Genomic DNA, 23,302 nt, shown 5'->3' with positions numbered 1-23,302 from the left:
GTCCTAATGTTTATGATTTAAAATGATCAGCAAATAATTCGCTAAGATATGGAATAAAATGTGGAGGGATATCATGCCCCATTCCATCAATTAATTCAAATTTAGCCCCTGAAATTGCTTTTGCAACAGCCTTACCATGACTAGGAGGCAGCAATCTGTCACGAGCACCATGAACCACCAGGGTCTCTTGTTGGATTTGCTTGTCCAGTTGCAGCAATGAACCCGTACATAATATTGCTAAAAACTGTTGAAGTACACCCGCTGGATGGTAACTTCGTTTATATAGCTTACGGGCGGTCTGAATCGCTTCAAGATGATTCACATAACCCGGCGAGCCAATAATGTTAAACAGTTTCAAGCTATGATCAACAATGCCATCTTCATCTGTGGAAGCGGGTTTGTCAATTAAACTAAAAAGTTGCTTTGGAAAAGGCGGGGGTAACAGTGGCTGGTTATTACTGGTAAACAGTAAGCCCATTTTTTTAACTTTATCAGGATAACGTGCGGCCAGAATCTGGGCAATCATGCCGCCCATAGAGGCACCGAGCACATAGACCTGACCCAGCCCCATTTTTTCAATCAGAAGATTTACATCATCTGCCATATCATACAGCGTATAAGGCGCGCCCTGATTGCCTAAACCCAGTACAAAACGGCTCATCATTTTTAAGGTGTTTAAGCGAGGTCCTTTATGGTGAATCTTGGAAGATAAACCAATATCCCGGTTGTCAAAACGAACCAGATGATAGCCCTGATCAATGAGGGATTTACAGAAGAAATCGGGCCAGTACAGCATCTGTGCCCCAAGTCCCATAATCAGCAGAATGGTCGGGTGTTCAGGATTTCCTCCGACTTCTACGTGCAATTCGATGCCATTGCCAAGATCGACCTTGGTTTCACGCATGAAAGCGGTATACGGAGAATGATTGAACTGCAGGGCACTATGCATGATATATTTCCTGATTAAAGGACATTTCGCTTAAAAAATGTCCTTTGTATTAAACATCTAAACTGTAGCTGGAATCAAGTCAGGAACCTGCTTGGTCAATGCCAGGCGTTGTTTGGCAGCAGTGGCACCAAGCAGGACAAAACCACGTAAAGTACCGCTGGCATCAAAGGCTTTGGCCAGCATACCGTCATCAAACTCTTCATTTTCCCAAGTTACTTCGACATCAACCGGAGCGGGAAGGACAGTCAATGGCGCAGCTGGTGTTTTGACCGCAACTGGCATCGCTGGATAATGAACTGCAGTATGTTCGCCATTCAATGTTTTAGACAGGGCACGGGCCTGCTGCATGATTGGCATGACATATGGTAAAAGCATTCCGTTTACTTCCGCACAGTCGCCTACTGCATAAATGTCCGGTTGATTGGTTTCTAGTTTTGTATTTGTCAGAATCCCGCGACTGGTATGAATATCGGCTTCTTTTGCGACAGAAATATTCGGCTGTAAGCCCACAGCAGACAGCACCACATCAGCAACTACCGACTGGCCATTGGCAAGTGTGACCAGATAATCACCATTTTCAACTTTAGAGACTTTTTCGACTGTTGTACCCAGTACAAAATGAATGCCCGTCTCTTCAAGATTTTGCTGGAAAGCATCTGCGACATGAGCTGGTAATAAGCGACCTAAAGGCTGGGGTGCCAGATCAATCACGGTGACCTGATGATTAGTATGCTGCAAGTCATTGGCAAATTCACAACCGATCAGGCCTGCGCCTAGAATCACCACACGTTTATCTTCACGGGCTGCCAGATTATGACGGAAAGCTTTATAGTCAGTCAGGTTATTCACCATATGAATATCGTCGCTCGCATCACCAGCAATGGCCAGGCGTACTGGATTGGCACCCACAGCCAGCACCAATTTAGAATAATCCTGTGTGCTTTCCTGACCGTCTTTTTCTAAAGTTAGCTGATGTTGTTCAGGATGAATCACTTTGACCCAAGTGTTTTTTTCGATGCGCATTTTCAGCTGCGCTGACATTTTTTCTGCATCACCCAAAGGGATATGTTCTGGTGCTTTGTTTCCTGCTAAAGCATTAGAAAGCGTAGGTTTTGCATAATTAGTCGCATCATCAGCACAAATCATGACAAGTTCATGGTCTGGGTTGAGTTTGCGAAACTCACGGGCAACAGCATAACCCGCCATGCCCGAACCAATGATGACGATAGGATGCATACGATTCTCCATGCTTTTTTAAATTAGTTTTTTTCAGGTATAAAGGACATAAAAAAGACCATTCAATATGGCCTTTAAAAGAACATGATTAGATTTCAATCATTTCAAAATCGACTTTAGAAACACCACAATCCGGACAAGTCCAGTCATCAGGAATATCTTCCCATTTGGTTCCAGGAACGATTCCGTCCTGAGGCCAACCTTCTGCCTCGTCATAAATCCATCCACAAACGATGCATTGATATTTTTTCATATAACTCTCCAAAACTGACCAACTGTAGCTGTCAGCTTAAAATCCACAAATGGCAAGACCCTAAAGAATATGACTTTTAATAGTAAACATATTTGGCTAAATTTTTACGCAGTTCTATTCATAAAGTAAAGCGAATAAAAGTTTAATCAGTGAAATTAACAGCATAAAGGGCAGTCCCTAGGTATTTCATTACTAGAAATATATTTAAGGTTAGGCAAAGAGTTGTATTTTTAGTTTTATAAAACACGCTTCTGGCTTAGATTTTAAGTTGTAGACCAAAGTCGGGCAGAAAATATGATTAAAATCAGATAACTTAGACTCAGCAAAGTCTTTATTAAATATTTTTTAAAATAAATTTAGTTATGTAAATCAATTTCTTATTATTATTTTCTGCTTTATTATTGCACAGTCGTTGTTGTTACACATTGTTAATTTAGTTTAAAATTCACCTATTCCCTTCCTTGTTTAAAGATCTCCCATGAGCAATTTGTCTACTACTCTGTGGTCTCACATTCGTACTGTCCAGAATTTCCCAAAAACAGGCATTTGTTTCTTCGATTTGACTCCATTATTCATGAATAATCTGGGTCCATTAACTGATGCTTTGATTGCCAGCATTCCTGAAGAAAAGCTAGCTGAAGTAGATAGCTTTGTGGCAGTAGAAGCACGTGGTTTTGTGCTGGCAAGCCTGTTGGCGCAGCGTACGGGCAAAGGCTTATTACTGGTTCGTAAAGCAGGTAAATTGCCGCCTCCAGTGGTAGGTGTAGGTTATAGCCTTGAATATGGTCTGGACCGTCTGGAAATGTCTGCAGAAGTTCAGGGACAAAAAGTGATTATTGTAGATGATGTTCTGGCAACTGGCGGTACATTAAAAGCAGTACATGAGTTGGTTGAAAAATGTCAGCATCAGGTTCTAGGTGCGAGCATCTTCCTTGATCTGCCAGATTTACATGGTGAATTAGGCTTGGACATCTGGTCAGTACTTGATGATAAATCTCAGCCTGAAGCTGCAGTTGCTTAAGTCTGGATGATCAAAAAAGCCCCAACTATTGGGGCTTTTTTATTGCCGGATAAAATGATATTCAATTTCCTGAATCAGGTCGTTAATCTGTTCGGGATATTCCAGACGATGATGACCACCTTCAATGGCATGAATTTGCATATAATCTTCAAGCTGTGCCTGTGCTGCATGCATATCCAGAATTTCATCACCTAATTCCAGATAGCCCATTTGCGGAATATCATGCTGCAAATCACTGTCACAAATCGCAGGATAATCATCGCGGAAATTCGGTTGCAAGCTAGGATTCGCGATCACACAAGGGATCTGATGAGCTTGTGACATTTTTAGCGCCCAATAACCGCCCAGACTGTGTCCGACCAGAATATCCGGTTTAATGGTTTCAACCATTTCGTGGTAGAAATCGGCTACCGACTGGTAACTCAGATTGCGATAATCCACATCTATACAATATTTATGCATTGAATCAATTGCATGAAATTTCGTGGACTGTTTTGACGAATCCAAGCCATGAAAAAACAATATTTTAGACATATTTTTACTCATTTTTATCGGACATGGCAAAGTCGTGGTCAGGGTGTTAAAACACCACCTTCTAATATGGTCATTATTGTAAAACGTCTATTTTGAGGAAGCAGTTAGCTATTGGTCTAAGCTGATACTGGATATAAAGGCATAATTTGTGCAGAAGGTTTGGGATCTTGGACTTTCATCTAATAAAAGTTTGGCAATATTTTTAAAAAACCAATCATAAAATTCGAAACTGAAAATAATGCAAATCATTTGCCTTTAAGAATTTCATATATCCAGAAATTTTTCTCAAGAAAAGCCGCGTGTGGGAAGTCTTTACGCTACGATTTGATGCAGATTTCTGCTATTCTATGCAACTTCTATTTTTTAACTAATCTTATCCGAGGCAGAGATGACGCAAAATAACGCTCAATCGACTTCTGAACAAATCATTTCCGAAAACGATTTAATTGCACAGCGTCATGCCAAGTTAAAGCAGATTCAAGACCACGCAAAAGAAACTGGTGTTAGCCCATGGCCAAACACATTTAAACGTGAACATTATGCGCAAGACTTACAAGACCAGTTTGCTGATAAATCTAAAGAAGAAATTGAAGCTGGCGAACACGTTCATGTAAAAGTAGCAGGTCGTGTGATGTTGAACCGCGGTTCATTCATCGTGATTCAGGATATGACCGGTCGTATTCAGCTTTATGTTCCACGCAAAGAGCTTGAGCCAGAAGTACTTGCAACGATCAAAGGCCTGGATCTTGGCGATATCATTGCAGTTGAAGGTTATATCGGTCGTTCTGGTAAAGGTGACCTGTATGTTCATATCGAACATTTTGAATTACTGACAAAATCATTACGTCCACTTCCAGACAAGTTCCACGGTTTGACTGATACTGAAGTGAAGTATCGTAAACGTTATCTTGATCTGATCGTGAATGAAGAAACCCGTAAAACTTTTGAAGTTCGTGCCAAAGTTGTTGCCGGTATTCGTAGTTTTCTGAATGACAAACGTTTTATGGAAGTTGAAACCCCGATGATGCACGTGATTCCAGGTGGAGCATCTGCGCGTCCATTTGAAACGCATCATAATGCGCTGGATATGCCATTGTTCCTGCGTATTGCACCTGAGCTTTATTTGAAACGTCTGGTTGTGGGTGGTTTCGAGCGCGTATTCGAAATTAACCGTAACTTCCGTAACGAAGGTGTTTCTACTCGTCATAACCCTGAATTCACTATGATTGAATTCTATCAGGCTTATGCAGATTACAAAGACCTGATGGAATTGACTGAACAAATGCTGGAAAAACTGGCAATTGATATTCTAGGTACCACTGATGTGCCTTATGGCGATGAAGTCTTTAGCTTCAAAGGGCCATTCAAGAAAATTTCAATGTTTGATGCCATTCTTGAGCACAATCCACAGTTCACTCCAGAAAATGTCAATGACAGTGAGTTCCTGGCAAAATTTATTCAGGACGAACTGAAAGAACAGGTAAAACCAGGTTTTGGTCTGGGTAAACTGCAAACAATTGTGTTTGAAGAAACGGTAGAAACTCAACTACGTCAGCCTACATTCGTGACTGAATATCCAGCAGAAACTTCACCATTAGCACGCCGTAATGATCAAAACCCGCATATTACAGACCGTTTTGAATTCTTTATCGGTGGTCGTGAACTGGCAAATGGTTTCTCGGAATTAAATGACCCGATTGATCAGGCTGAACGCTTCCAGGCGCAGGTCGCTGAGAAAGATGCGGGTGATGATGAAGCAATGCACTATGATGCTGACTTCATTGAAGCCTTGGAATATGGTCTGCCTCCTACAGCAGGTGAAGGAATCGGTATTGACCGTCTGGTGATGATCTTTGCGAATGCTCCAAGTATCCGTGATGTAATCTTATTCCCGCATATGCGTCATAAACACTAATGACTTATTCGAAAAAAGGCAGTTTTTAAAACTGCCTTTTTTATGTGTTCAGTATTTATTTTAAATAAAATTAAAAACCAGCATTATTTCATTCTATTTTTTACATTTGTGATTTCATTTTTGTATTTCTATCTCATTTCTTGAAGCGATTTTTTATTTTAAAAGTCAATTAAATCTAGGGTTTCATATTATACTGATACAGTTTCGCCATTGAATATTGTTTTTGAAATATCTATGGTTAGGCAAAAATAAACTTGAGAATATTGATCCCATGTTTCTAAAAAAACCATTATTAAGTGCACTTCTTACGACGCTTTCGCTTCCTGTTTTTGCTCAAGGGCTGGTTCTGAATGATGCAAATCTTCGTACTGACTTGAACTGGTTAAACCAGCAAGGGGTGATCCAGATCAGTACCTCGACCTGGCCGCTCAGTGGGGATGAAATTCAACGTGCTCTATCCAATGCACAAGTGAGTAACAAAGTACAACAACGTGTTATTGATTCAGTTCTGGCAAAATTAACAGCAGACAATCAGCAGCTCAAAGTAGGCTTATTTGCGGAAAGTGATCCAAAAGATATTCCTCAAGCCTTTGGCGATCAGCAAAAGGCACAATTTCAGGCAGCTTTAGAGTTTAATGCAGGTGGCGAAAACTGGGATGCCAAGCTCCGAGTTAATGCCGAAAAAGATAGACAAATTGAGAATGATCAGGATGTGAATCTGGAAGGATCTTATCTTGCAGGGAAACTCTGGAATCAATGGCTGATTGCTGGCCAAATTCCGACCTATTGGGGTCCGGGACATGATGGCAGCTTGATTCGTGGCGATGCTAGCCGCCCAGTATATGGATTTATGGCACAACGTGCAGAACAAACCGCTTTTGAAACTAAATGGCTGTCCTGGATTGGGCCGTGGCAATATCAGGCTTTTGCGGGCCAATTGGATGATTATACTGCTGTTCCAGATGCCAAACTTATTGGGCTTCGTGTAACTGCCCAACCTTTATCTTACTTGGAGCTAGGTGCTTCTCGTGCGATTCAGTGGGGTGGGGAAGGACGTCCTGAAAGCTTAAGTTCACTATGGGATGCTTTTGTCGGGAATAAAGATAATGGTGGTACGGATGAACCTGACCCATCGAACCAGATCGCTGGTTTTGATGCACGTCTGAATCTGTTTCCTTTGACACAGGTGCCTATGGGCTTCTATGGGCAATATGTTGGTGAAGATGAAGCAGGTGGTCTCCCTGCGAAGAAAATGTATCTGGCTGGGATAGACTATTCTGCAACTGTAAGAAATATGCCATATCAACTTTATACAGAATGGGCAGATACACGGACTAACGGCAAGGTGCGCGGTATTTCTTATAACCATACCAATTATACTGATGGCTTTTATCAGCATGGTTATCCGCTGGCACATGCTTTAGGTGGTGATGCGCAGATGGTTTCAGTAGGTGGTGATATCCGTGTTGATCCGATGAACCGCTTATCAGGCCGGGTATTGTTTGCTGAAGTCAATCAGTCTGCACGTGCAAGTGCAAATAATGCTGCTTTTGCTTTTGATGATGAAATTAAAGCATTAGATGTCACCTGGTCGCATTATATTCGTCCAGAAATGCCACTTAAAATTAATGCTTGGATAAGTGACTCAGATGTAAATGGTCAAGATGGCGGTGCTTCTATTGGAATTGAAATTCCATTAGAAAAAGGCTTGTTCAAATATTAATATTCAAGAGCCAACAACAAAATCCTGCTCATCTGGCAGGATTTTTTTATATTTTCAAAAATTACAGACAAAAAAAACGCAATGATTGGGGTTGTCATTGCGTAGAAAAAGGAAGTTTCTTTCAAAACTAAATCAAGATTAACTGTGGAGAGAGTTAAATTTGATTGCTTACTGTATGTAAGTATATTAGGACTCATTCTCATGTGACTCATCAGTATTCATGTTAATAGATGTTAAGTAAGGTTAAAACTATGAAGAATCTGTGTGGAAACTTGCCTTATTTTTGCGCATTTTGGACTTAAATAAAAAAAGCCCTTCATATGAAGGGCTTTTTTTTAAATATTGTCTATTTTAGAAATGGAAAACACCTAAGCCTGTTTTTACTTCATCTAAAGTGGTCTGTGTAATATCACGGCATTTATCTGTGCCCGTTTTCAAAATATCCATGATGTAATCCGGGTCTTTAGCCAGTTCCATACGACGTTCACGAATCGGACCGATCAGCTCTTTTAGAATACCTTCCAGACGTTTTTTTACTGTACCATCACCTAAACCACCACGGCGATAATGTGCTTTCAATTCTTCCAGTTCTTCTTTATTGGTGTCGAAAGCATCCAGGTAAGTAAATACCACATTGCCTTCAACCTGGCCTGGATCTTCAATACGCAGGTGATTCGGATCGGTATACATCGCATTGACAGCTTTTTTGATATCTTTATCAGAAGCATCTAGAACAATGGTATTACCTAATGATTTAGACATTTTCGCTTTGCCGTCAAAACCTGGTAAGCGTCCCACATTAGAAAGCAGCGCCTTACATTCAGGCAGTAATTCACGGCCAATCTGACGGTTAAGGCGACGTACAATCTCATTGGTCTGTTCGATCATTGGAATCTGGTCTTCGCCCACCGGAACTACAGTGGCTTTAAAGGCTGTGATATCTGCTGCTTGAGCCACTGGATAGCATAAGAAACCTGCCGGAATATCACGCTCGAAACCACGCATCTGAATTTCAGATTTAATGGTCGGGTTGCGCTCTAGACGTGAAACTGTCACAAAGTTCAGATAGAGCATAGTCAATTCGTTTAAGGCTGGCAGGCAAGACTGAACACAGATTGTAGTTTTGGTTGGATCAATGCCGACAGCCAGATAATCTGTCGCCACTTCAATAATATTGCGACGTACTTTTTCAAAGTTATCTGCATTATCTGTCAGGGCTTGAGCATCAGCGAGTAACAAATGTTGATGGTGAGAATCTTGTAAACCTACGCGAGAGCGTAATGAACCGACAAAATGGCCAAGGTGAAGCTGTCCGGTAGGACGGTCGCCAGTCAAAATTACTGGACGATTATCTTGATTACTCATTATCTATTCCAAAAGTAGTCTGTACTACATCTATATTTTAACGAATGGCCACATTGTACGGCATTCTGTTTTTGAATGTCAGCCAGAAAAAAAGTCGTAGTAAAAAAATCTTATTAATTAAACAAGTGAATACAATATTTTTTAAATATTTTCATTAAAATATGTCTAAAGATGATAAGGATAACAAGAATGGCGAGCAGCTTATTAATATTATTGGATGATATTGCGACTGTTTTAGACGATGTTGCAGTGATGAGCAAGATGGCTGCAAAAAAGACAGCAGGTGTCTTAGGAGATGACTTGGCATTAAATGCCCAGCAAGTCAGTGGTGTACGGGCAGAACGTGAACTTCCTGTAGTGTGGGGAGTAGCGAAAGGTTCTTTTATTAATAAACTGATTCTTGTTCCTTTGGCTTTACTTATTAGTGTGGTTGCGCCCTGGTTAATTAATCCTTTACTGATGATTGGCGGTTTGTTTCTCTGTTATGAAGGCGTAGAAAAAGTTCTGCATAGCTTAAAGCATAAAAAAGCCAAGACTGAAGAAGATGCTGAGGCTGAATTCACTACGATCGAAACCGATTTGGCCACACTTGAAAAAGAGAAAATTAAGGGTGCGATCCGAACTGACTTTATTTTGTCTGCGGAAATTGTAGTGATTTCTTTGGGCACCGTGGCAGCCGCAGCTTTTACCACCAAGGTCATCGTACTGGCAGGGATCGCCATATTAATGACAGTCGGGGTGTACGGCTTCGTTGCCATGATTGTTAAAATTGATGATTTAGGTTTGTACCTGACTAAACAAGTATCTAGCTTCAAGCAAAGTATAGGCCGTGGATTACTGGCTTTTGCCCCTAAGTTGATGAAAACCCTGACGATTGTAGGTACGATTGCGATGTTCTTGGTCGGTGGCGGGATTATCGCCCATACCATTCCATGGTTTCATCATTTCACTGAAGATTCAGTTGAGTATGTAGAGCATATTCCTAACCTAGGAAGTATCGTAGGGGCTGTTACGCCTACATTAATTAATCTGGTGATTGGTTTTGTGGCAGGGTTAATCGTATTTATATTGATTGGCTTTATTCAAAAAATCAGATCGAAACCAAAGCAGGCATAAATTAGGCCCGTTAAAATAAGCTGACTTTAAACTATAAGGAATCTCACTATGCGCTGGAAAGGACGTCGTGTTAGTAGCAATGTAGAAGACCGTCGTGGCGGTGGTGCCAAAGCCGGTGGAATCAGTATTCTCGGGTTGATTATTGCTTTCGTGGCCTGGAAGTTTTTTGGCGTTGATCCACAGCAAGCCTATCAAACCACCAAGCAGGTCACGCAAGGTGTTTCTAGTGCAGAAACACGGGGTCTGGAAAATCCAACGCCAGAGCAGCAAGAAGCAATCGATTTTGTAGGAACTGTGCTTGCCGATACAGAAGATACCTGGTCTCAAATATTTCAGCAGCAGCTGAACCAGCAATATACTGCACCCAAATTGGTTTTATTTAGTGGTGTGGTAAATTCTGGTTGTGGTACAGCGCAATCGGCCATGGGACCTTTCTATTGTCCGGCAGACCAGAAAGTTTATATTGATACAGCATTCTTTAAAGATATGCGTACTCAGATGGGAATCAGCGGGGAACAGAACTCAACCGAGTTATCTCGCAATGATCAGGCAGGTGATTTTGCTCAAGCCTATGTGGTAGCGCATGAGGTAGGTCATCATATCCAGACCATTTTAGGTATTTCTTCACAGGTACAGCAGGCACGTCAACAAGCTACTCAAGCACAGGGCAATCAGCTTTCTGTACGACAAGAACTACAGGCCGATTGTCTGGCTGGGGTATGGGCTTATCATAACCATGAGCGTACGCAGTTCCTGGAGCAGGGTGATGTGCAGGAAGCAATGGATGCGGCACACAAGATCGGTGATGACTATCTGCAGAAAAAGGCACAAGGCCGTGTCGTACCGGACAGCTTTACGCATGGTACCAGTGCACAGCGGGTAAAATGGTTTAATACCGGCCTGAAATCAGGTCAGATGTCTGCTTGCGATACTTTTAATCAAAATATCTAAAATTAAAGATCAAAAAAGGGGAGCAAATGCTCCCCTAATGATTGAATAGTTATTTTTCCAGAAAACGACGGAAGTTTTTCAAAATCTTGATACTGACAAATAAGGCAGCCAAGGCAAATAGCGAAATCGCAAAGAGAATATATTTTAAATTGCTGATGTCATCATTATAAAATTGCTTCAATTCATTTTTGGAATAGCTAAGTTTAGTGATCTGACCAGTTCGACTATCTTGGAACTGAATATTTTCAATATAAAAATAATTTCTCACTTTTACTAAATTAATATTCTGAATCTGCCGGGTATGTGACTGATTGTAGTCATCAGTACATAGGGCAGCATAATGCTCACAGCTGATTTTTGCTACATAACCATTTCCCGCAATCAGGATAAACAGCGCATTGTCTGGACGTTGATTATTGGACACCAGTACATATTGCGCTTTGGTATTGCTTTTTAAAGGAATGCTCACAGCTTGCTGATAATATTGATCTGCTTTCAGGATTTCCTGAATTTTGGCAACACAGGTGAACATCAAGGAAAGTGTGATTGAAAAAATGACAGCAGCGAGACATAGACGGAATATGGTTTTGACAGTTTGATGCATAGGAGAAAATTTCTAAATAGAAAGAAGAGGGATGAGCAATAAAGTGCTTTAAGACTGTATGTTAAATCATCAGTTGTGAATATAGAAAAGAAACTTAACTTAATTCGAAAAAAATGGGACTAAACTTGATCCGCTAAAATATACTGTTTTTTTAAACTTATATTTTAAGTAAATCTTTCAGCTCACGGCTGCAAATTGCCAAATCTTAGGAAACCTAATGGGAAGTTTCTTTTTTTTACAACTGTTGACGGTGGTCTTTGCTCTGTCAATTGCCACTACCATGTTCAACAAACGTGTTCTAAGTTTTCCTCAAGCCATTGGTGTGCCGATTGTTTCCGCTATTTTTGTATTTATCCTGCAATGGTGTGCCAGCCTGTTACAGGGTAATCCATTTTTTAGCATCAATATTGATAATATTGAGAAAGCAGTTCGCCATGTCGATTTTTATGACTTCCTGATTAATGGTGTGATTTGTTTTATTCTGACTTCATCCGCATTGAAGTTTAAGGTTTCAGATTTACGCAATCACTGGCGGCCGATTGGTATTCTGGCCAGTCTGGCATTGGTTTTCTGTGCAGTTTTCTTTGGTATTGCGCTGTACTGTTATCAGTTTCTGATTGGTAACCACGTCGATATATTGGTTCTACTATTACTCGGTGCTGCGCTCGGAGCAACGGATCCCATTGGGATTAAAGGTGTACTCAGTTCGGTACGCGCACCCCATCATTTGATCGTGAAGCTGGAAGGTGAGTCGCTGTTTAATGATGCCATGTGTATTGCATTATTTATGACCTTATTAAATGTACTGCAAGGTGAAAACTTTACCGTACTCGCCGTCCTGCAAACATTGCTTTATGAAATTGTCGTGGCAGTCTTGATCGGAATTGGGTTTGGTTTGGCGATTTTACGTATTCTGCGCGGTAAGCATGAAATGGAATCACTGATATTAACTACTGCACTGTTGGCTTGTGGTTCATATCTGGTTGCTTTACTGGCGCATGCTTCTGCACCAATTGCCTGTGTAATCGGCGGCTTGATCGTCGGTAATAAATGGAAAGAAATTCTGGCTGATGCAGATATCGGTGATGTAAACCATTTCTGGCATACGGTAGAGGGGATTATCAATTCCTTCCTGTTTACCTTGATCGGTCTGGAATTGTTCATTATTGATCTAAGCACCAGTCTGGTTCTAGGTGGGATTGTCGCTTTCATAATTCTGCATTTGGCACGCTTCCTGGCCAACCATCTGTCTTTTGCATTATTCCCTAGAATGCGCAAGAAGAGTTATAACGGCAGTTTAACCATTCTGTCTTGGGGCGGTGTACGTGGCGGGATTTCCTTAGCCCTGATTCTGGCAGTGGCCAATATTCCACAACTGGAAGCATATAGCAGTATTCTGATTGGATATACCTTTATTGTGGTGCTTCTTTCAGGGGTGGTTTGTGGCCTAGGTTTGCCAGCCGTAATGAATGCCTTTTATTACAACCCGAATGAAGAAACCCAAGGTTTTAAAGGCTGGTATCAGCGGATGTGCCACAAAATGAACCGTCGCGGTTTTCAGTATATTGTAGGGGAGGATGCAAATGGAAATGAAACCATCACCATCTTCCAGCCAGAAATGCTGATTGATAAGAAAGATGCAGATGGAGTAGCAACAGTGCATCATCCTGACAAAGTACAGGAAGTGAAGCGTTTAGAGAATCCGGAGAATTTCTAATTGTTAGAAGTTTCTATCAAGATTGAAAGCCTATGACATCAAGTGCAAGCCAGGAAATGGCACAAATGATTCTGAGTGTGGTTAGCCAAATTCCTTATGCAAAGGTAGCGACCTATGGACAGATCGCTAAGCTGGCTGGCTTGCCTAAACATGCACGTCTGGTAGGTAGGGTTTTAAGTCAGCTTGATACAGAAACCGATTTGCCTTGGCATCGTGTCCTGAATGCTCAAGGTAAGATCAGTCTCAATAAACTGGATGAATATGGACATAATATTCAACAGCAAAAATTAGGCGCAGAAGGGATTCTATGTGCTGGAAATCGGGTCAGCTTAAAGCAGTTTCAATGGGATGGATTTGTTTTAAAAGAAAAATCCCCACTTAATTGAAGTGGGGATTTTTTTATTACTTACGGATGACCATTACAGGAACATTGGCCTGTCCCAAGATGCTTTGCGCAACACTTCCCAGGAACAGTTTCTTAAATCCAGTACGGCCATGTGAACCAATTACAATCAGATCAGTATTCAAGGATTCAGCTGCCTTGACAATTTCGCTATAAATCACCTGACCTTCAAGTAACTGAGTCTCTGCCTCAATACCTGCCGCAGCAAATTTTGCTTTTGCTTCGTCAAGTGTTTTTAAAATCGCGGTACGGGCACGTTCAACCAGATCATTGGTTTGAGCTGCTGTAATGTATTCAGCAGCAATATAGGGATCAAGTGCCAGCACCTGAACCACTGTCACTTTACTATTAAATGCTTTGGCAATTTCGACGGCTTTATCGACTGCAGCGTAGGAAGTTTCTGAACCGTCAACGGGTACTAAAATATGTTCAAATGACATTAGAATTCTCCTTATCGGAAATAAGTTTTATAAAAATATGACGCGTTAAAATCGTGTACGAATTGTTGTTTATACTTTGATCATAGCGCGTATTTTATAAAAATAAAACCAAGTAAATACCTCAGTATTATGTTTAACAAAGCAATAATTTTTAATGGTTGGTGTGTTTTATAAGTTTTTGATTTATAATTATATTTTAAGATAAAAATAATATGATTTTAGAATATTAATGAACTAGGTTAAGAAAGCCATCTAATTTTAATAATGTATTATTACCTGTAATTTTAGATTCAAAAAATCCCTGTTATATAAAACTGTAGGGACAGGTTTAAAATTGAGATTTTAATAATAAAAAATCTATCAAACTGCATAAAGATAGCCTGCTATTTCTAATAGTAAGCTTCTATCAGCATAATTTTAGTGTTCTAAAATTTCCCTTTCCGAGGGTAGGGTAATACCGTTATTTTCTTGTTTAGATTTATCATGATCTGAAATGGATTTCTCACATTCATTATAGTGATCAATTGCAAAGTTTTTAATTAAGGCTGAACGTTCAAACTGATCATGTGGTATTTCATATTTAAACGCTTTTTCAGTAAGTTTTATACCAATCAGAGCATGGATATCATTCGCTGTACCGTAGTGCTGCTTTATTTGCTGAATCATCCATTTCTGAGGTGCACCTTTGAGTCTAAAAAGCATGACTTCTTGAGCCAGATCCTTTACATCTTCACATCCTAAAAATCTGCTGCTTGGATGAATAACAGTTGCAGTGGCTAAACTTGTAAAATTCAATAGGAGCAGGCTTAGGTATATTTTGAATTTCGTCATCTTCAGTTTTGCTTTAATCCAGAGATACTATTGGTCATATTTGGAAAAGCATTATAGCGATAGGAAAAGGTAGTAGATTCACTTTTTATTTTGTTTCTTCAGCAAGTTATTCTTAAGATTAAATATTATTTGATACGACTTCGATTCAGATTTGGCTTTAAAAAAAGATACTAATTTTCATAGTATTTGCTAATAGGTTTCGAATTAAAGCATGATTTGTACAAAGTTTAAGAGTTTATGATTAATTTGCATAAAGACTGAACATTTGTGGTTTAAAATGCTTGACGATACAACCTGAAATTACGATAATGCGCACACAGTTTACGGCTATGTAGCTCAGTTGGTTAGAGCACCGCACTCATAATGCGGGGGTCACAGGTTCAAGTCCCGTCATAGCCACCATTTTTAAAGACCAAGCTCTCAGCTTGGTCTCTTTTTTTGTACCATAAAAATATTAATAAAAAATTAAGAGAAAGTTCTTCTAAATTTCTGTCTGTTTAAATTTTTGAATCTTCTTTTAATTTCTTAACCCTATTTATTGCTTAAAGATAAAAAAATGCCCAAGCATTTACTTGGGCATTATGGCTAATCTAGTTTTGTTAAAACTTAGATACCTGCTTTCCAACCATTAACGATCGGATAGCGACGTTCACGACCATAAGAACGCGAGCTGATACGTGGACCAATTGCCCCTTGACGACGTTTGTATTCGTTAATATCAACTAGACGAATCACTTTTTTCACGACTTCAGCTTCAAAGCCTTTGGCAATGATGTCATCTTGGCTCAGATCTTCTTCAATATAAGCATAAAGAATCGCATCAAGCACTTCATAAGCCGGTAATGAATCCTGATCGACCTGATCTGGACGAAGTTCTGCTGATGGTGGACGAGTAATGACACGCTCAGGAATTACTGGAGTTTCTGCGATGCTGTTACGGTATTTTGCCAGTTCAAACACAATGGTTTTATAAACATCTTTTAATACCGCGAAGCCGCCGACCATATCGCCATATAGTGTGCAGTAACCAACGGCAAGTTCGGATTTATTACCGGTTGCCAGAACCAGATTGCCGAACTTGTTAGAAAGCGCCATTAATAACGTACCGCGTGCGCGCGCTTGCAGGTTTTCTTCAGTAGCATCTACAGGGGCATTACCAAAGAACGGATATAGAGTTTGCAGAAAGCCATTTACAATCGGGTTAATCTCGGCAATACCGAAAGTTACACCCATCGTTTTCGCCTGTTCAGTGGCATCTTCTACACTAATCTGAGCAGTATAGGTATAAGGCATCATCACTGCTTGGACTTTGTCAGGGCCAATCGCATCTGCTGCGATGGCAAGAGTCAGGGCAGAGTCAATACCACCAGACAGACCCAGAATCACGCCTGGGAAACCTGAACGCTGTACATAGTCACGAGTTGCCATCACCAGACTTTGATAAATCTCAGCCATGGTTTCTAGGGCTGGAGTAATCGTGCCTTTGCTAAACTCTAATTTTTCTGCATCATATTCAGCGATATACAAGCCTTTTTCAAAGCTAGGCGCTTGTAGAGCCACTTCGCCTGATTTATTGAGTACAAAGCTGGTGCCGTCAAAAATGAGGTCATCTTGGCCACCTACCTGGTTACAGTACACCAAATTGATATTCAACTGTTTGACCAGTGCAGCCATGGTATCGATACGGTGTTGCGGTTTGCCAACTTCGTATGGAGAAGCATTTAGAACCAGCGCAGTATCAATATTTAATTGAGCCAGCTGTTGAACGGTAGATAATGACCAGACATCTTCACAGATCAGAACACCAAACTTGTGTCCCAGATATTCGAAGACCAGATGCTGATGTCCTTCACCAAAATAGCGTTTCTCATCAAATACACCATAGTTTGGCAGAGTTTGCTTATTATAAACCCCTAAAACTTCACCATCTTTCATGACGGCTGCTGAGTTATAGCGTTCACCATCTTCGGTTTGATTGACAAACCCGAAGACCATGACGATATCTTTTACTTCAGTCAGTTTCTCAAACGCCAGTTTTGTACGTTTAGCCAGACTTGGACGAATTAATAAATCTTCAGCCGGATAACCTAAAGTTGAAAGTTCAGGGAAAATAATAAGATCAGCATTATCTTTTTTGGCCTGATTTGCCAAATCTATCATTGTCTGCGTATTTGCATCTAAATTGCCCACATGTGGAGAGAATTGAGCAATCGCAATTTTAAAACTTTTCATTCCAATTAAGTCCTATTCCTATAGGTGAATACACTAAATCACTGATTTTTAAAATTCTAATTATCCAGCTGAGTGCAGTTTGATACGAACAAAATGCCAAATGGCCAAAATTAAAAAAGTCATGACCGAATGATCATTAAATCTTGATTTGCGAGCTAAAAATATCATACTTGGCTTATTTTATCGAAATTTGAGGCAGATGCTAGAGCTGTTTCAGGAGAATTGAAACAGATATACAAAGTTATGATCAGAAATGACTTATTATGGTGCTTTTTTATTCTGGTAAATGCAAAAAAATACTCAATTGGATTTAAATGAGTTTATTTTCCAAAAATAGAAATCAACAGAATACTTGAGTGAAAAATATTCAATATCATCTGCTTAACTGATTTTTTAAAATAATATTAGGGATTTTTTTTAGAAAAATATCGCGTGCAATATCTCCCTGTTGTTCAATGTTATAGTCTAAAAAGGATTTGTTGGGATTAAATTGATATTTGTAAGGATTATATTTTCCCATACTTAAAAAATAAGCGGCTTGCAAAAAAGCACCCTGAAACAACACATTAATATTCTGCTGATATTGATAAATATGCGCCATTTCATGAATGAAAAGCGCCTGATAAGAACGGCTTTCTTTAGAATAATCGTCCCTATAATTCAGGTTGCGGACGTGAATATAACCACTTGGTGCCATAATCACATGCTTGGATTGCCAGGGTAGGAAAGGGTGATTCATGACACGGACTGCTGAATAGTCAATCAGGTCAGCAAAGACTTGTTGGCAAAGCTTGATTTCACCTGAAGTTAAGTTCCGGCTTTTAAACTGATCAAAACGAATCATTTTCAGGATGAAGGGAAGCAGGTAAAGCAGCATTAAAACTCAATCCTTAACGATATAAGAGTAATTTCTAGAAATTTGCAGAAATTGAAAATTCTTCAGGTTTACTATTTTAAGTTTTTCACATCTTGGTTGTGTTGGTTTTTGTCAGTCATAAAAAAACCACCCAGAAGGGTGGTTTTTTACGTCTTTCAACGCTAACCGAATTAACGGTTGATGTCGCGTTGAACTTCGCCAGTGTAAAGCTGACGAGGACGACCGATCTTGTAAGGACCGCTGTGCATTTCTAACCAGTGGCTGATCCAACCAACTGTACGAGCAAGCGCGAAGATCACAGTAAACATTTCTGTTGGGATACCAATTGCTTTAAGGATGATACCTGAGTAGAAGTCTACGTTAGGGTAAAGGTTACGTTTGATGAAGTATTCGTCAGAAAGTGCAATACGTTCAAGTTCCATAGCAAGAGCAAGCTGTGGATCGTTGATGCCAAGAGCACCAAGAACTTCGTCACAAGTTTCTTTCATTACTTTCGCACGTGGATCGAAGTTTTTGTACACACGGTGACCGAAGCCCATGAGTTTAACTTCTTTAGTTTTCACTTTTTCCATGAAGCCAGCAACGTTTTCTACAGTGCCGATTTCATCAAGCATCTTAAGAACAGCTTCGTTCGCACCACCGTGAGCAGGACCCCAAAGTGCAGAAATACCAGCAGCGATACATGCATATGGGTTAGCGCCAGTAGAACCAGCTAAACGTACTGTAGATGTAGAAGCATTTTGTTCGTGGTCAGCGTGAAGTGTGAAGATACGGTCCATTGCTTTCGCAAGAATTGGATCTACTTTGTAGTCACGGTCTGCTGGAGTAGCAAACATCATGTACAGGAAGTTTTCAGCGTAAGTCAAATCGTTACGTGGGTAAACGAATGGTTGACCAACAGTATATTTGTAGCTCCAAGCCGCCAAAGTAGGAATCTTAGCGATTAAACGAATCGCAGTGATTTCACGATGGTTAACATCTTCGATGTCCAAATTGTTATGATAGAACGCAGACAACGCACCAACAACACCAACCATGATTGCCATAGGGTGAGCATCACGGCGGAAACCGTTATAGAAGCGGCTTACTTGATCGTGAACCATAGTGTGGTTACGAACTTTAGCGTCGAATTCTTCTTTTTGCTCAGCTGTTGGAAGCTCGCCATTAAGAAGTAAGTAGCAAGTTTCTAGGTAATCAGCTTTAGTTGCTAACTGGTCAATTGGGTAGCCACGGTGTAAAAGAACACCTTTATTACCATCGATGAAAGTGATTTTAGACTCGCATGCAGCTGTTGCCATAAAACCAGGATCAAAAGTAAAGTGACCTGCAGCCAATACATCTTTAACGTCGATTACATCTGGGCCCAATGTGCCGCTGTAAATTGGTAATTCAATTTCTTTGCCATCAAGCTGTAAAACGGCTTTCTTGCCAGTTGCTTCAGACATTCAATAGATCTCCTGTCCTGGTGAATGTATATCCGAGTTGCCTATCAATCTTTTAATGCACAAAACGGACGGATCAAAAATTTGCTATAAGATTAGTGGCTACTGAAATTTTGTCAATTATACTTATGGATGAAAAATGACATTCTCATAGTGGTTTAGTCATTTATCTTGGTATAAAAAGTTTAATAAAATCACAGTACCAAACCTTTATAATAAGTCAAATTGAACAGAAGGTGCAGAAAAAAATATAGTCTTTGCCGTATTTGTAAGCGTTTTTTCCTAGCAAAAAATAAAGGAGAAATTGAGAAAATATTTTAAGGCTGCAACTTAAAATTATATAAATCTCGTAACTTACATCGATTTCCTTAAGTTTTTACTTCAAACTTGAATTATAAATAAAAGCAATAAATTTTCTTTTTAGCTGTCTTCAATCGGCTAAAAAATAGTTCGCAAATTTGCTTCACTTTGTTTAATACAACTTAAACAAAAATAAATAAGTGTTTTTTTGAATCTAAAATGTCTAAAAACATCAAAAAAACTATGATCTACAAAGAGATAAATGGGTTTTGGTACAAAAATTCTAAATTGAGATACCTTTATATAAATAGCCATTATTTATTTGTGAAATATATCCTTATGATTTTACTTGGGATTAATAAGGACTTAGGGACAAAATTACATTTTTACCGTTCATCTTTAGTCTAAATCTACATAGTCTAAGCTCGGCTGAATAGCAGACTAAATTAATCAAGTTAATTATTAAAAAACAAATATCTAGAATGAAAATATGAAGATAAAGCAAGTAAGGGAGAACTTAAAGTTGTTGTTAATGATTCTTATTTAAAGGTTTTTTGTTTAAAAAGTCAAATACAGTTGTTTGTATTTTAATAGTTCACGTTTTATAATTCAGTGTCGTTTTATGTTTAGGCATGTATTTGCCTGATAATGCCAGCTTTCCTTCGAATTAATTCCAACAAACTCCGGATGGAGTTTTTAACTACAGGATGCCCGCTGTGAAAAGCAACAGACCTGTCAATTTGTCCATGGGTCAAGTTTTAGAAGTAAACTTAAAATCACCCGTGGCTATTGCATCAATTCTACACCGTCTTTCAGGTGTCATCGTATTTTTACTCGTACCGGTCCTTTTGTGGCTGTTGGATAAATCATTGTCTTCAGCAGAAGGTTTTGCTGAAGTGCAGGAAATCTTTAACGGTTTCTTTGTTCGCTTTATCGTATGGGTATTTGTAGCCGGCTTAATTTATCATTTATTCACTGGTATTAAGCACTTACTTGCAGATATCGGCGTTGCAGAAGAACTGCAAAGCGGTCGTACTGCAGCTACTATTTCATTAATCTTGTCTGCAATCGGTATTGTTGCAGCATTTGTATGGATCGTACTCTAATGAAAAGTGCTACTGGTTTAACAGGTTCAGGTTCTCGTGATTGGTTTGTCCAACGCATTAGTGCTGTAGTTCTAGCTGTTTATACCGTTGTGGTGTTTGGTTGGATCCTACTGAATGGTGGCTTCAACTACGAGCAATGGTACGGCTTTATGATGACAGTTCCAATGAAGATCATGTCTTTGTTGGCAGTCTTATCTCTTGTTGCGCATGCATGGATCGGTATGTGGCAGGTATTCACTGACTATGTGACTACTCGTCAAATGGGTCCATCAGCATCAGGTTTACGCCTTGTACTGACTTCAGCAGTGATTATTGCTGTATTTGCATATGCGATCTGGGCAATCCAGATTTTTTGGGCGAATTGATAGGAAACAATCATGGGCGCTATAACCCCTAAAGAAGATTACACAAATATTCCACACGAAACTTTCGATGCAGTTATCGTTGGTGGTGGTGGTTCTGGTATGCGCGCTTCTTACCAACTTGCTCAAGCAGGTTTGAAAGTTGCGGTACTGACTAAAGTATTCCCAACACGTTCTCACACTGTAGCAGCGCAGGGTGGTATCGGTGCATCTCTTGGTAACATGCAAGAAGATAACTGGCATTACCACTTCTACGACACAGTTAAAGGTTCTGACTGGTTAGGTGACCAAGACGCGATCGAGTTTATGACTCGCGAAGCACCGCAAGTGGTATACGAATTAGAACATTTAGGTATGCCATTTGACCGTAACGCAGACGGTACGATTTACCAACGTCCATTTGGTGGTCACTCTGCAAACTACGGTGAAAAAGCAGTTCCACGTGCATGTGCTGCAGCCGACCGTACAGGTCACGCGCTTCTTCATACGCTTTATCAAAGCAATGTGAAAATGGGTACTCAGTTCTTCGTTGAATGGATCGCGCTTGACCTGATCCGTAACGAAGCTGGTGATGTACTAGGTGTAACAGCAATTGACCAGGAAACTGGTAAAATTGCCGTATTCCAGGCGAAAGCTACATTGTTCGCTACAGGTGGCGCTGGGCGTGTTTACCGTGCATCTACTAACGCATATATCAACACTGGTGACGGTCTTGGTATGGCAGCTCGTGCAGGCATTCCCTTGCAAGATATGGAATTCTGGCAATTCCACCCTACAGGTGTTGCGGGCGCAGGCGTACTGTTGACTGAAGGTTGTCGTGGTGAAGGTGCAATCCTTCGTAACAAAGACGGCGAACCGTTTATGGAACGTTATGCACCGACTCTGAAAGACTTGGCTCCTCGTGACTTCGTATCACGTTCTATGGATCAAGAGATCAAAGAAGGTCGTGGCTGTGGTCCTAAAGGTGATTATATCCTTCTTGATATGACGCACCTGGGTGCTGACACCATCATGAAACGTCTGCCATCTGTATTTGAGATTGGTAAGAAATTCGCGAACGTTGATATCACCAAAGAGCCAATTCCAGTAGTGCCAACAATCCATTATCAAATGGGTGGTATTCCTACGAATATTCATGGTCAGGTTGTTGTTCCAGAGTCTCCAGAAACTGAAGCACTGGTTACTCACTACGATAAAAATACTGATACATACTCTACTAACCAAGAAGGCCGTAACTTCACTAAACCAGTGAAAGGTTTCTATGCGATTGGTGAATGTTCTTGTGTATCTGTACATGGTGCAAACCGTCTAGGTACAAACTCACTGCTTGACTTGGTTGTATTTGGTAAGGCTGCCGGTCAGCACATAATCGATTATGTGACTAAACACCACGGTGATGAATATGAACCGCTTCCTACAACTGTACTTGAGCAAACTGTTGCCCGTATTCGTAAACTTGACGAATCAACTACAGGTGAAAATGCTCAAGAAGTTGCTGATGCGATTCGTGACATCGTTCAAGACCACGCTGGTGTATTCCGTACATCTGCACTTCTTGAAGAAGGTGTGAAACAGATTCTTGCAATTGAACCGCGCGTGCGCAACATTCACTTGAAAGACAAATCTAAAGTATTCAACACAGCACGTATTGAAGCACTTGAAGTTGAAAACTTGTATGAAGTTGCTAAAGCGACTCTAATTTCAGCTGCAGCGCGTAAAGAATGCCGTGGTGCGCATACGGTGGTAGACTTTGAAGAGTCTCCTGACCATCCTGCATACCCATACGGTCGTCGTGATGATGAGTGGATGAAGCACACATTATGGTTCTCTGCGGACAACCGTCTTGAGTATAAGCCAGTGCGTTACCGTCCATTGTCGGTTGATGCGATTCCACCTAAACCACGTACATTCTAATCAGGAGATTA

At 40.2% G+C, this 23,302-nt stretch carries 21 protein-coding genes and 1 tRNA gene; 11 read left to right on the top strand and 11 right to left on the bottom strand.

Going from position 1 to position 23,302, the window contains the following annotated elements; translation table 11 throughout:
* Nucleotides 1–10: 10 nt before the first annotated feature.
* The 3 genes from estB to rubA form a co-directional block, all read right to left on the bottom strand.
* Complete coding sequence (gene estB / locus B3Q46_RS04555) at nucleotides 11–949, bottom strand: esterase EstB (RefSeq protein ID WP_004783015.1); 939 nt, start codon at nucleotides 947–949, stop codon at nucleotides 11–13.
* 57 nt (nucleotides 950–1,006) lie between these two features.
* Nucleotides 1,007–2,185, bottom strand: a complete 1,179-nt coding sequence (gene rubB, locus B3Q46_RS04550) for a rubredoxin reductase RubB (RefSeq protein ID WP_175967056.1) — start codon at nucleotides 2,183–2,185, stop codon at nucleotides 1,007–1,009.
* An 88-nt stretch (nucleotides 2,186–2,273) separates the two neighbouring features.
* Nucleotides 2,274–2,438 carry a rubredoxin RubA gene (gene rubA / locus B3Q46_RS04545; protein ID WP_004783011.1) on the bottom strand — a complete coding sequence of 55 codons (165 nt, stop codon included), beginning with the start codon at nucleotides 2,436–2,438 and terminating at the stop codon, nucleotides 2,274–2,276.
* Between the two features lie 478 nt (nucleotides 2,439–2,916).
* Between rubA and B3Q46_RS04540 the strand changes: the two genes are divergently transcribed.
* Complete coding sequence (locus tag B3Q46_RS04540; RefSeq protein WP_005234592.1) at nucleotides 2,917–3,459, top strand: adenine phosphoribosyltransferase; 543 nt, start codon at nucleotides 2,917–2,919, stop codon at nucleotides 3,457–3,459.
* Nucleotides 3,460–3,498: 39 nt separating this feature from the next.
* Here B3Q46_RS04540 and B3Q46_RS04535 read toward each other — a convergent pair whose 3' ends face one another.
* Nucleotides 3,499–3,993, bottom strand: a complete 495-nt coding sequence (locus B3Q46_RS04535) for a YqiA/YcfP family alpha/beta fold hydrolase (protein WP_175967057.1) — start codon at nucleotides 3,991–3,993, stop codon at nucleotides 3,499–3,501.
* Between the two features lie 388 nt (nucleotides 3,994–4,381).
* On the opposite strand from B3Q46_RS04535, the gene lysS reads away from it, so the two are divergent.
* Together lysS and B3Q46_RS04525 are read left to right on the top strand one after the other, a co-directional pair.
* On the top strand, nucleotides 4,382–5,908 hold the full coding sequence (gene lysS / locus B3Q46_RS04530) for a lysine--tRNA ligase (RefSeq protein WP_175967059.1): 1,527 nt from the start codon (nucleotides 4,382–4,384) through the stop codon (nucleotides 5,906–5,908).
* A gap of 271 nt (nucleotides 5,909–6,179) precedes the next feature.
* Nucleotides 6,180–7,631 (top strand): capsule assembly Wzi family protein, encoded by a 1,452-nt coding sequence (locus B3Q46_RS04525; RefSeq protein WP_175967061.1) that lies wholly within the window; start codon nucleotides 6,180–6,182, stop codon nucleotides 7,629–7,631.
* 351 nt (nucleotides 7,632–7,982) lie between these two features.
* On the opposite strand, the gene trpS is transcribed toward B3Q46_RS04525, so the two are convergent.
* Nucleotides 7,983–8,996, bottom strand: coding sequence for a tryptophan--tRNA ligase (gene trpS / locus B3Q46_RS04520; protein WP_104426456.1), 1,014 nt, complete (start codon nucleotides 8,994–8,996; stop codon nucleotides 7,983–7,985).
* Between the two features lie 189 nt (nucleotides 8,997–9,185).
* Here trpS and B3Q46_RS04515 point away from each other — a divergent pair, with 189 nt between their 5' ends.
* Nucleotides 9,186–10,112, top strand: coding sequence for a DUF808 domain-containing protein (locus tag B3Q46_RS04515; RefSeq protein WP_175967063.1), 927 nt, complete (start codon nucleotides 9,186–9,188; stop codon nucleotides 10,110–10,112).
* A gap of 48 nt (nucleotides 10,113–10,160) precedes the next feature.
* The gene (locus B3Q46_RS04510) at nucleotides 10,161–11,063 is read left to right on the top strand and encodes a KPN_02809 family neutral zinc metallopeptidase (protein ID WP_175967065.1); all 903 of its coding nucleotides are present in this window, start codon (nucleotides 10,161–10,163) and stop codon (nucleotides 11,061–11,063) included.
* 49 nt (nucleotides 11,064–11,112) lie between these two features.
* Here B3Q46_RS04510 and B3Q46_RS04505 read toward each other — a convergent pair whose 3' ends face one another.
* Complete coding sequence (locus tag B3Q46_RS04505) at nucleotides 11,113–11,667, bottom strand: hypothetical protein (protein ID WP_175967067.1); 555 nt, start codon at nucleotides 11,665–11,667, stop codon at nucleotides 11,113–11,115.
* A gap of 217 nt (nucleotides 11,668–11,884) precedes the next feature.
* Between B3Q46_RS04505 and B3Q46_RS04500 the strand changes: the two genes are divergently transcribed.
* Nucleotides 11,885–13,384, top strand: coding sequence for a cation:proton antiporter (locus tag B3Q46_RS04500; RefSeq protein WP_034170445.1), 1,500 nt, complete (start codon nucleotides 11,885–11,887; stop codon nucleotides 13,382–13,384).
* Nucleotides 13,385–13,449: 65 nt separating this feature from the next.
* Nucleotides 13,450–13,770: an MGMT family protein gene (locus B3Q46_RS04495; protein ID WP_175968183.1), complete on the top strand. Its 321-nt coding sequence runs from the start codon at nucleotides 13,450–13,452 to the stop codon at nucleotides 13,768–13,770.
* Nucleotides 13,771–13,786: 16 nt separating this feature from the next.
* Here B3Q46_RS04495 and B3Q46_RS04490 read toward each other — a convergent pair whose 3' ends face one another.
* A complete protein-coding gene (locus B3Q46_RS04490; RefSeq protein WP_005234607.1) occupies nucleotides 13,787–14,227 on the bottom strand; it encodes a universal stress protein in 441 nt (146 codons plus the stop codon).
* A gap of 417 nt (nucleotides 14,228–14,644) precedes the next feature.
* On the bottom strand, nucleotides 14,645–15,058 hold the full coding sequence (locus B3Q46_RS04485; RefSeq protein WP_175967069.1) for a hypothetical protein: 414 nt from the start codon (nucleotides 15,056–15,058) through the stop codon (nucleotides 14,645–14,647).
* A gap of 325 nt (nucleotides 15,059–15,383) precedes the next feature.
* Between B3Q46_RS04485 and B3Q46_RS04480 the strand changes: the two genes are divergently transcribed.
* Nucleotides 15,384–15,460 (top strand) — tRNA-Met (locus B3Q46_RS04480).
* Between the two features lie 204 nt (nucleotides 15,461–15,664).
* On the opposite strand, the gene B3Q46_RS04475 is transcribed toward B3Q46_RS04480, so the two are convergent.
* From B3Q46_RS04475 to gltA, 3 genes are all read right to left on the bottom strand, one after another.
* Complete coding sequence (locus tag B3Q46_RS04475) at nucleotides 15,665–17,290, bottom strand: NAD+ synthase (RefSeq protein ID WP_175967071.1); 1,626 nt, start codon at nucleotides 17,288–17,290, stop codon at nucleotides 15,665–15,667.
* A gap of 373 nt (nucleotides 17,291–17,663) precedes the next feature.
* Nucleotides 17,664–18,167, bottom strand: coding sequence for a hypothetical protein (locus tag B3Q46_RS04470; RefSeq protein ID WP_175967073.1), 504 nt, complete (start codon nucleotides 18,165–18,167; stop codon nucleotides 17,664–17,666).
* Nucleotides 18,168–18,337: 170 nt separating this feature from the next.
* Entirely contained in the window at nucleotides 18,338–19,612 is a 1,275-nt protein-coding gene (gltA, locus tag B3Q46_RS04465) for a citrate synthase (protein ID WP_004782984.1), read from the bottom strand.
* A gap of 1,004 nt (nucleotides 19,613–20,616) precedes the next feature.
* Between gltA and sdhC the strand changes: the two genes are divergently transcribed.
* Genes sdhC through B3Q46_RS04450 form a run of 3 tightly spaced genes read left to right on the top strand, consistent with a single transcriptional unit; the run spans nucleotide 20,617 to nucleotide 23,291 of the window.
* Entirely contained in the window at nucleotides 20,617–21,015 is a 399-nt protein-coding gene (gene sdhC, locus B3Q46_RS04460) for a succinate dehydrogenase, cytochrome b556 subunit (RefSeq protein WP_034705238.1), read from the top strand.
* A complete protein-coding gene (gene sdhD, locus B3Q46_RS04455) occupies nucleotides 21,015–21,380 on the top strand; it encodes a succinate dehydrogenase, hydrophobic membrane anchor protein (RefSeq protein ID WP_004782980.1) in 366 nt (121 codons plus the stop codon). Before sdhC ends, sdhD begins: the two co-directional genes overlap by 1 nt.
* 12 nt (nucleotides 21,381–21,392) lie before the next feature.
* On the top strand, nucleotides 21,393–23,291 hold the full coding sequence (locus tag B3Q46_RS04450; RefSeq protein ID WP_175967075.1) for an FAD-binding protein: 1,899 nt from the start codon (nucleotides 21,393–21,395) through the stop codon (nucleotides 23,289–23,291).
* The last annotated feature ends 11 nt before the right edge of the window (nucleotides 23,292–23,302 follow it).

Source organism: Acinetobacter sp. UBA2581, assembly GCF_002339435.1.
GTDB classification, from domain to species: domain Bacteria; phylum Pseudomonadota; class Gammaproteobacteria; order Pseudomonadales; family Moraxellaceae; genus Acinetobacter; species Acinetobacter variabilis.
Note: the sequence above shows the minus strand (reverse complement) of the source record. Positions and strands in the feature narration are given on the sequence as shown.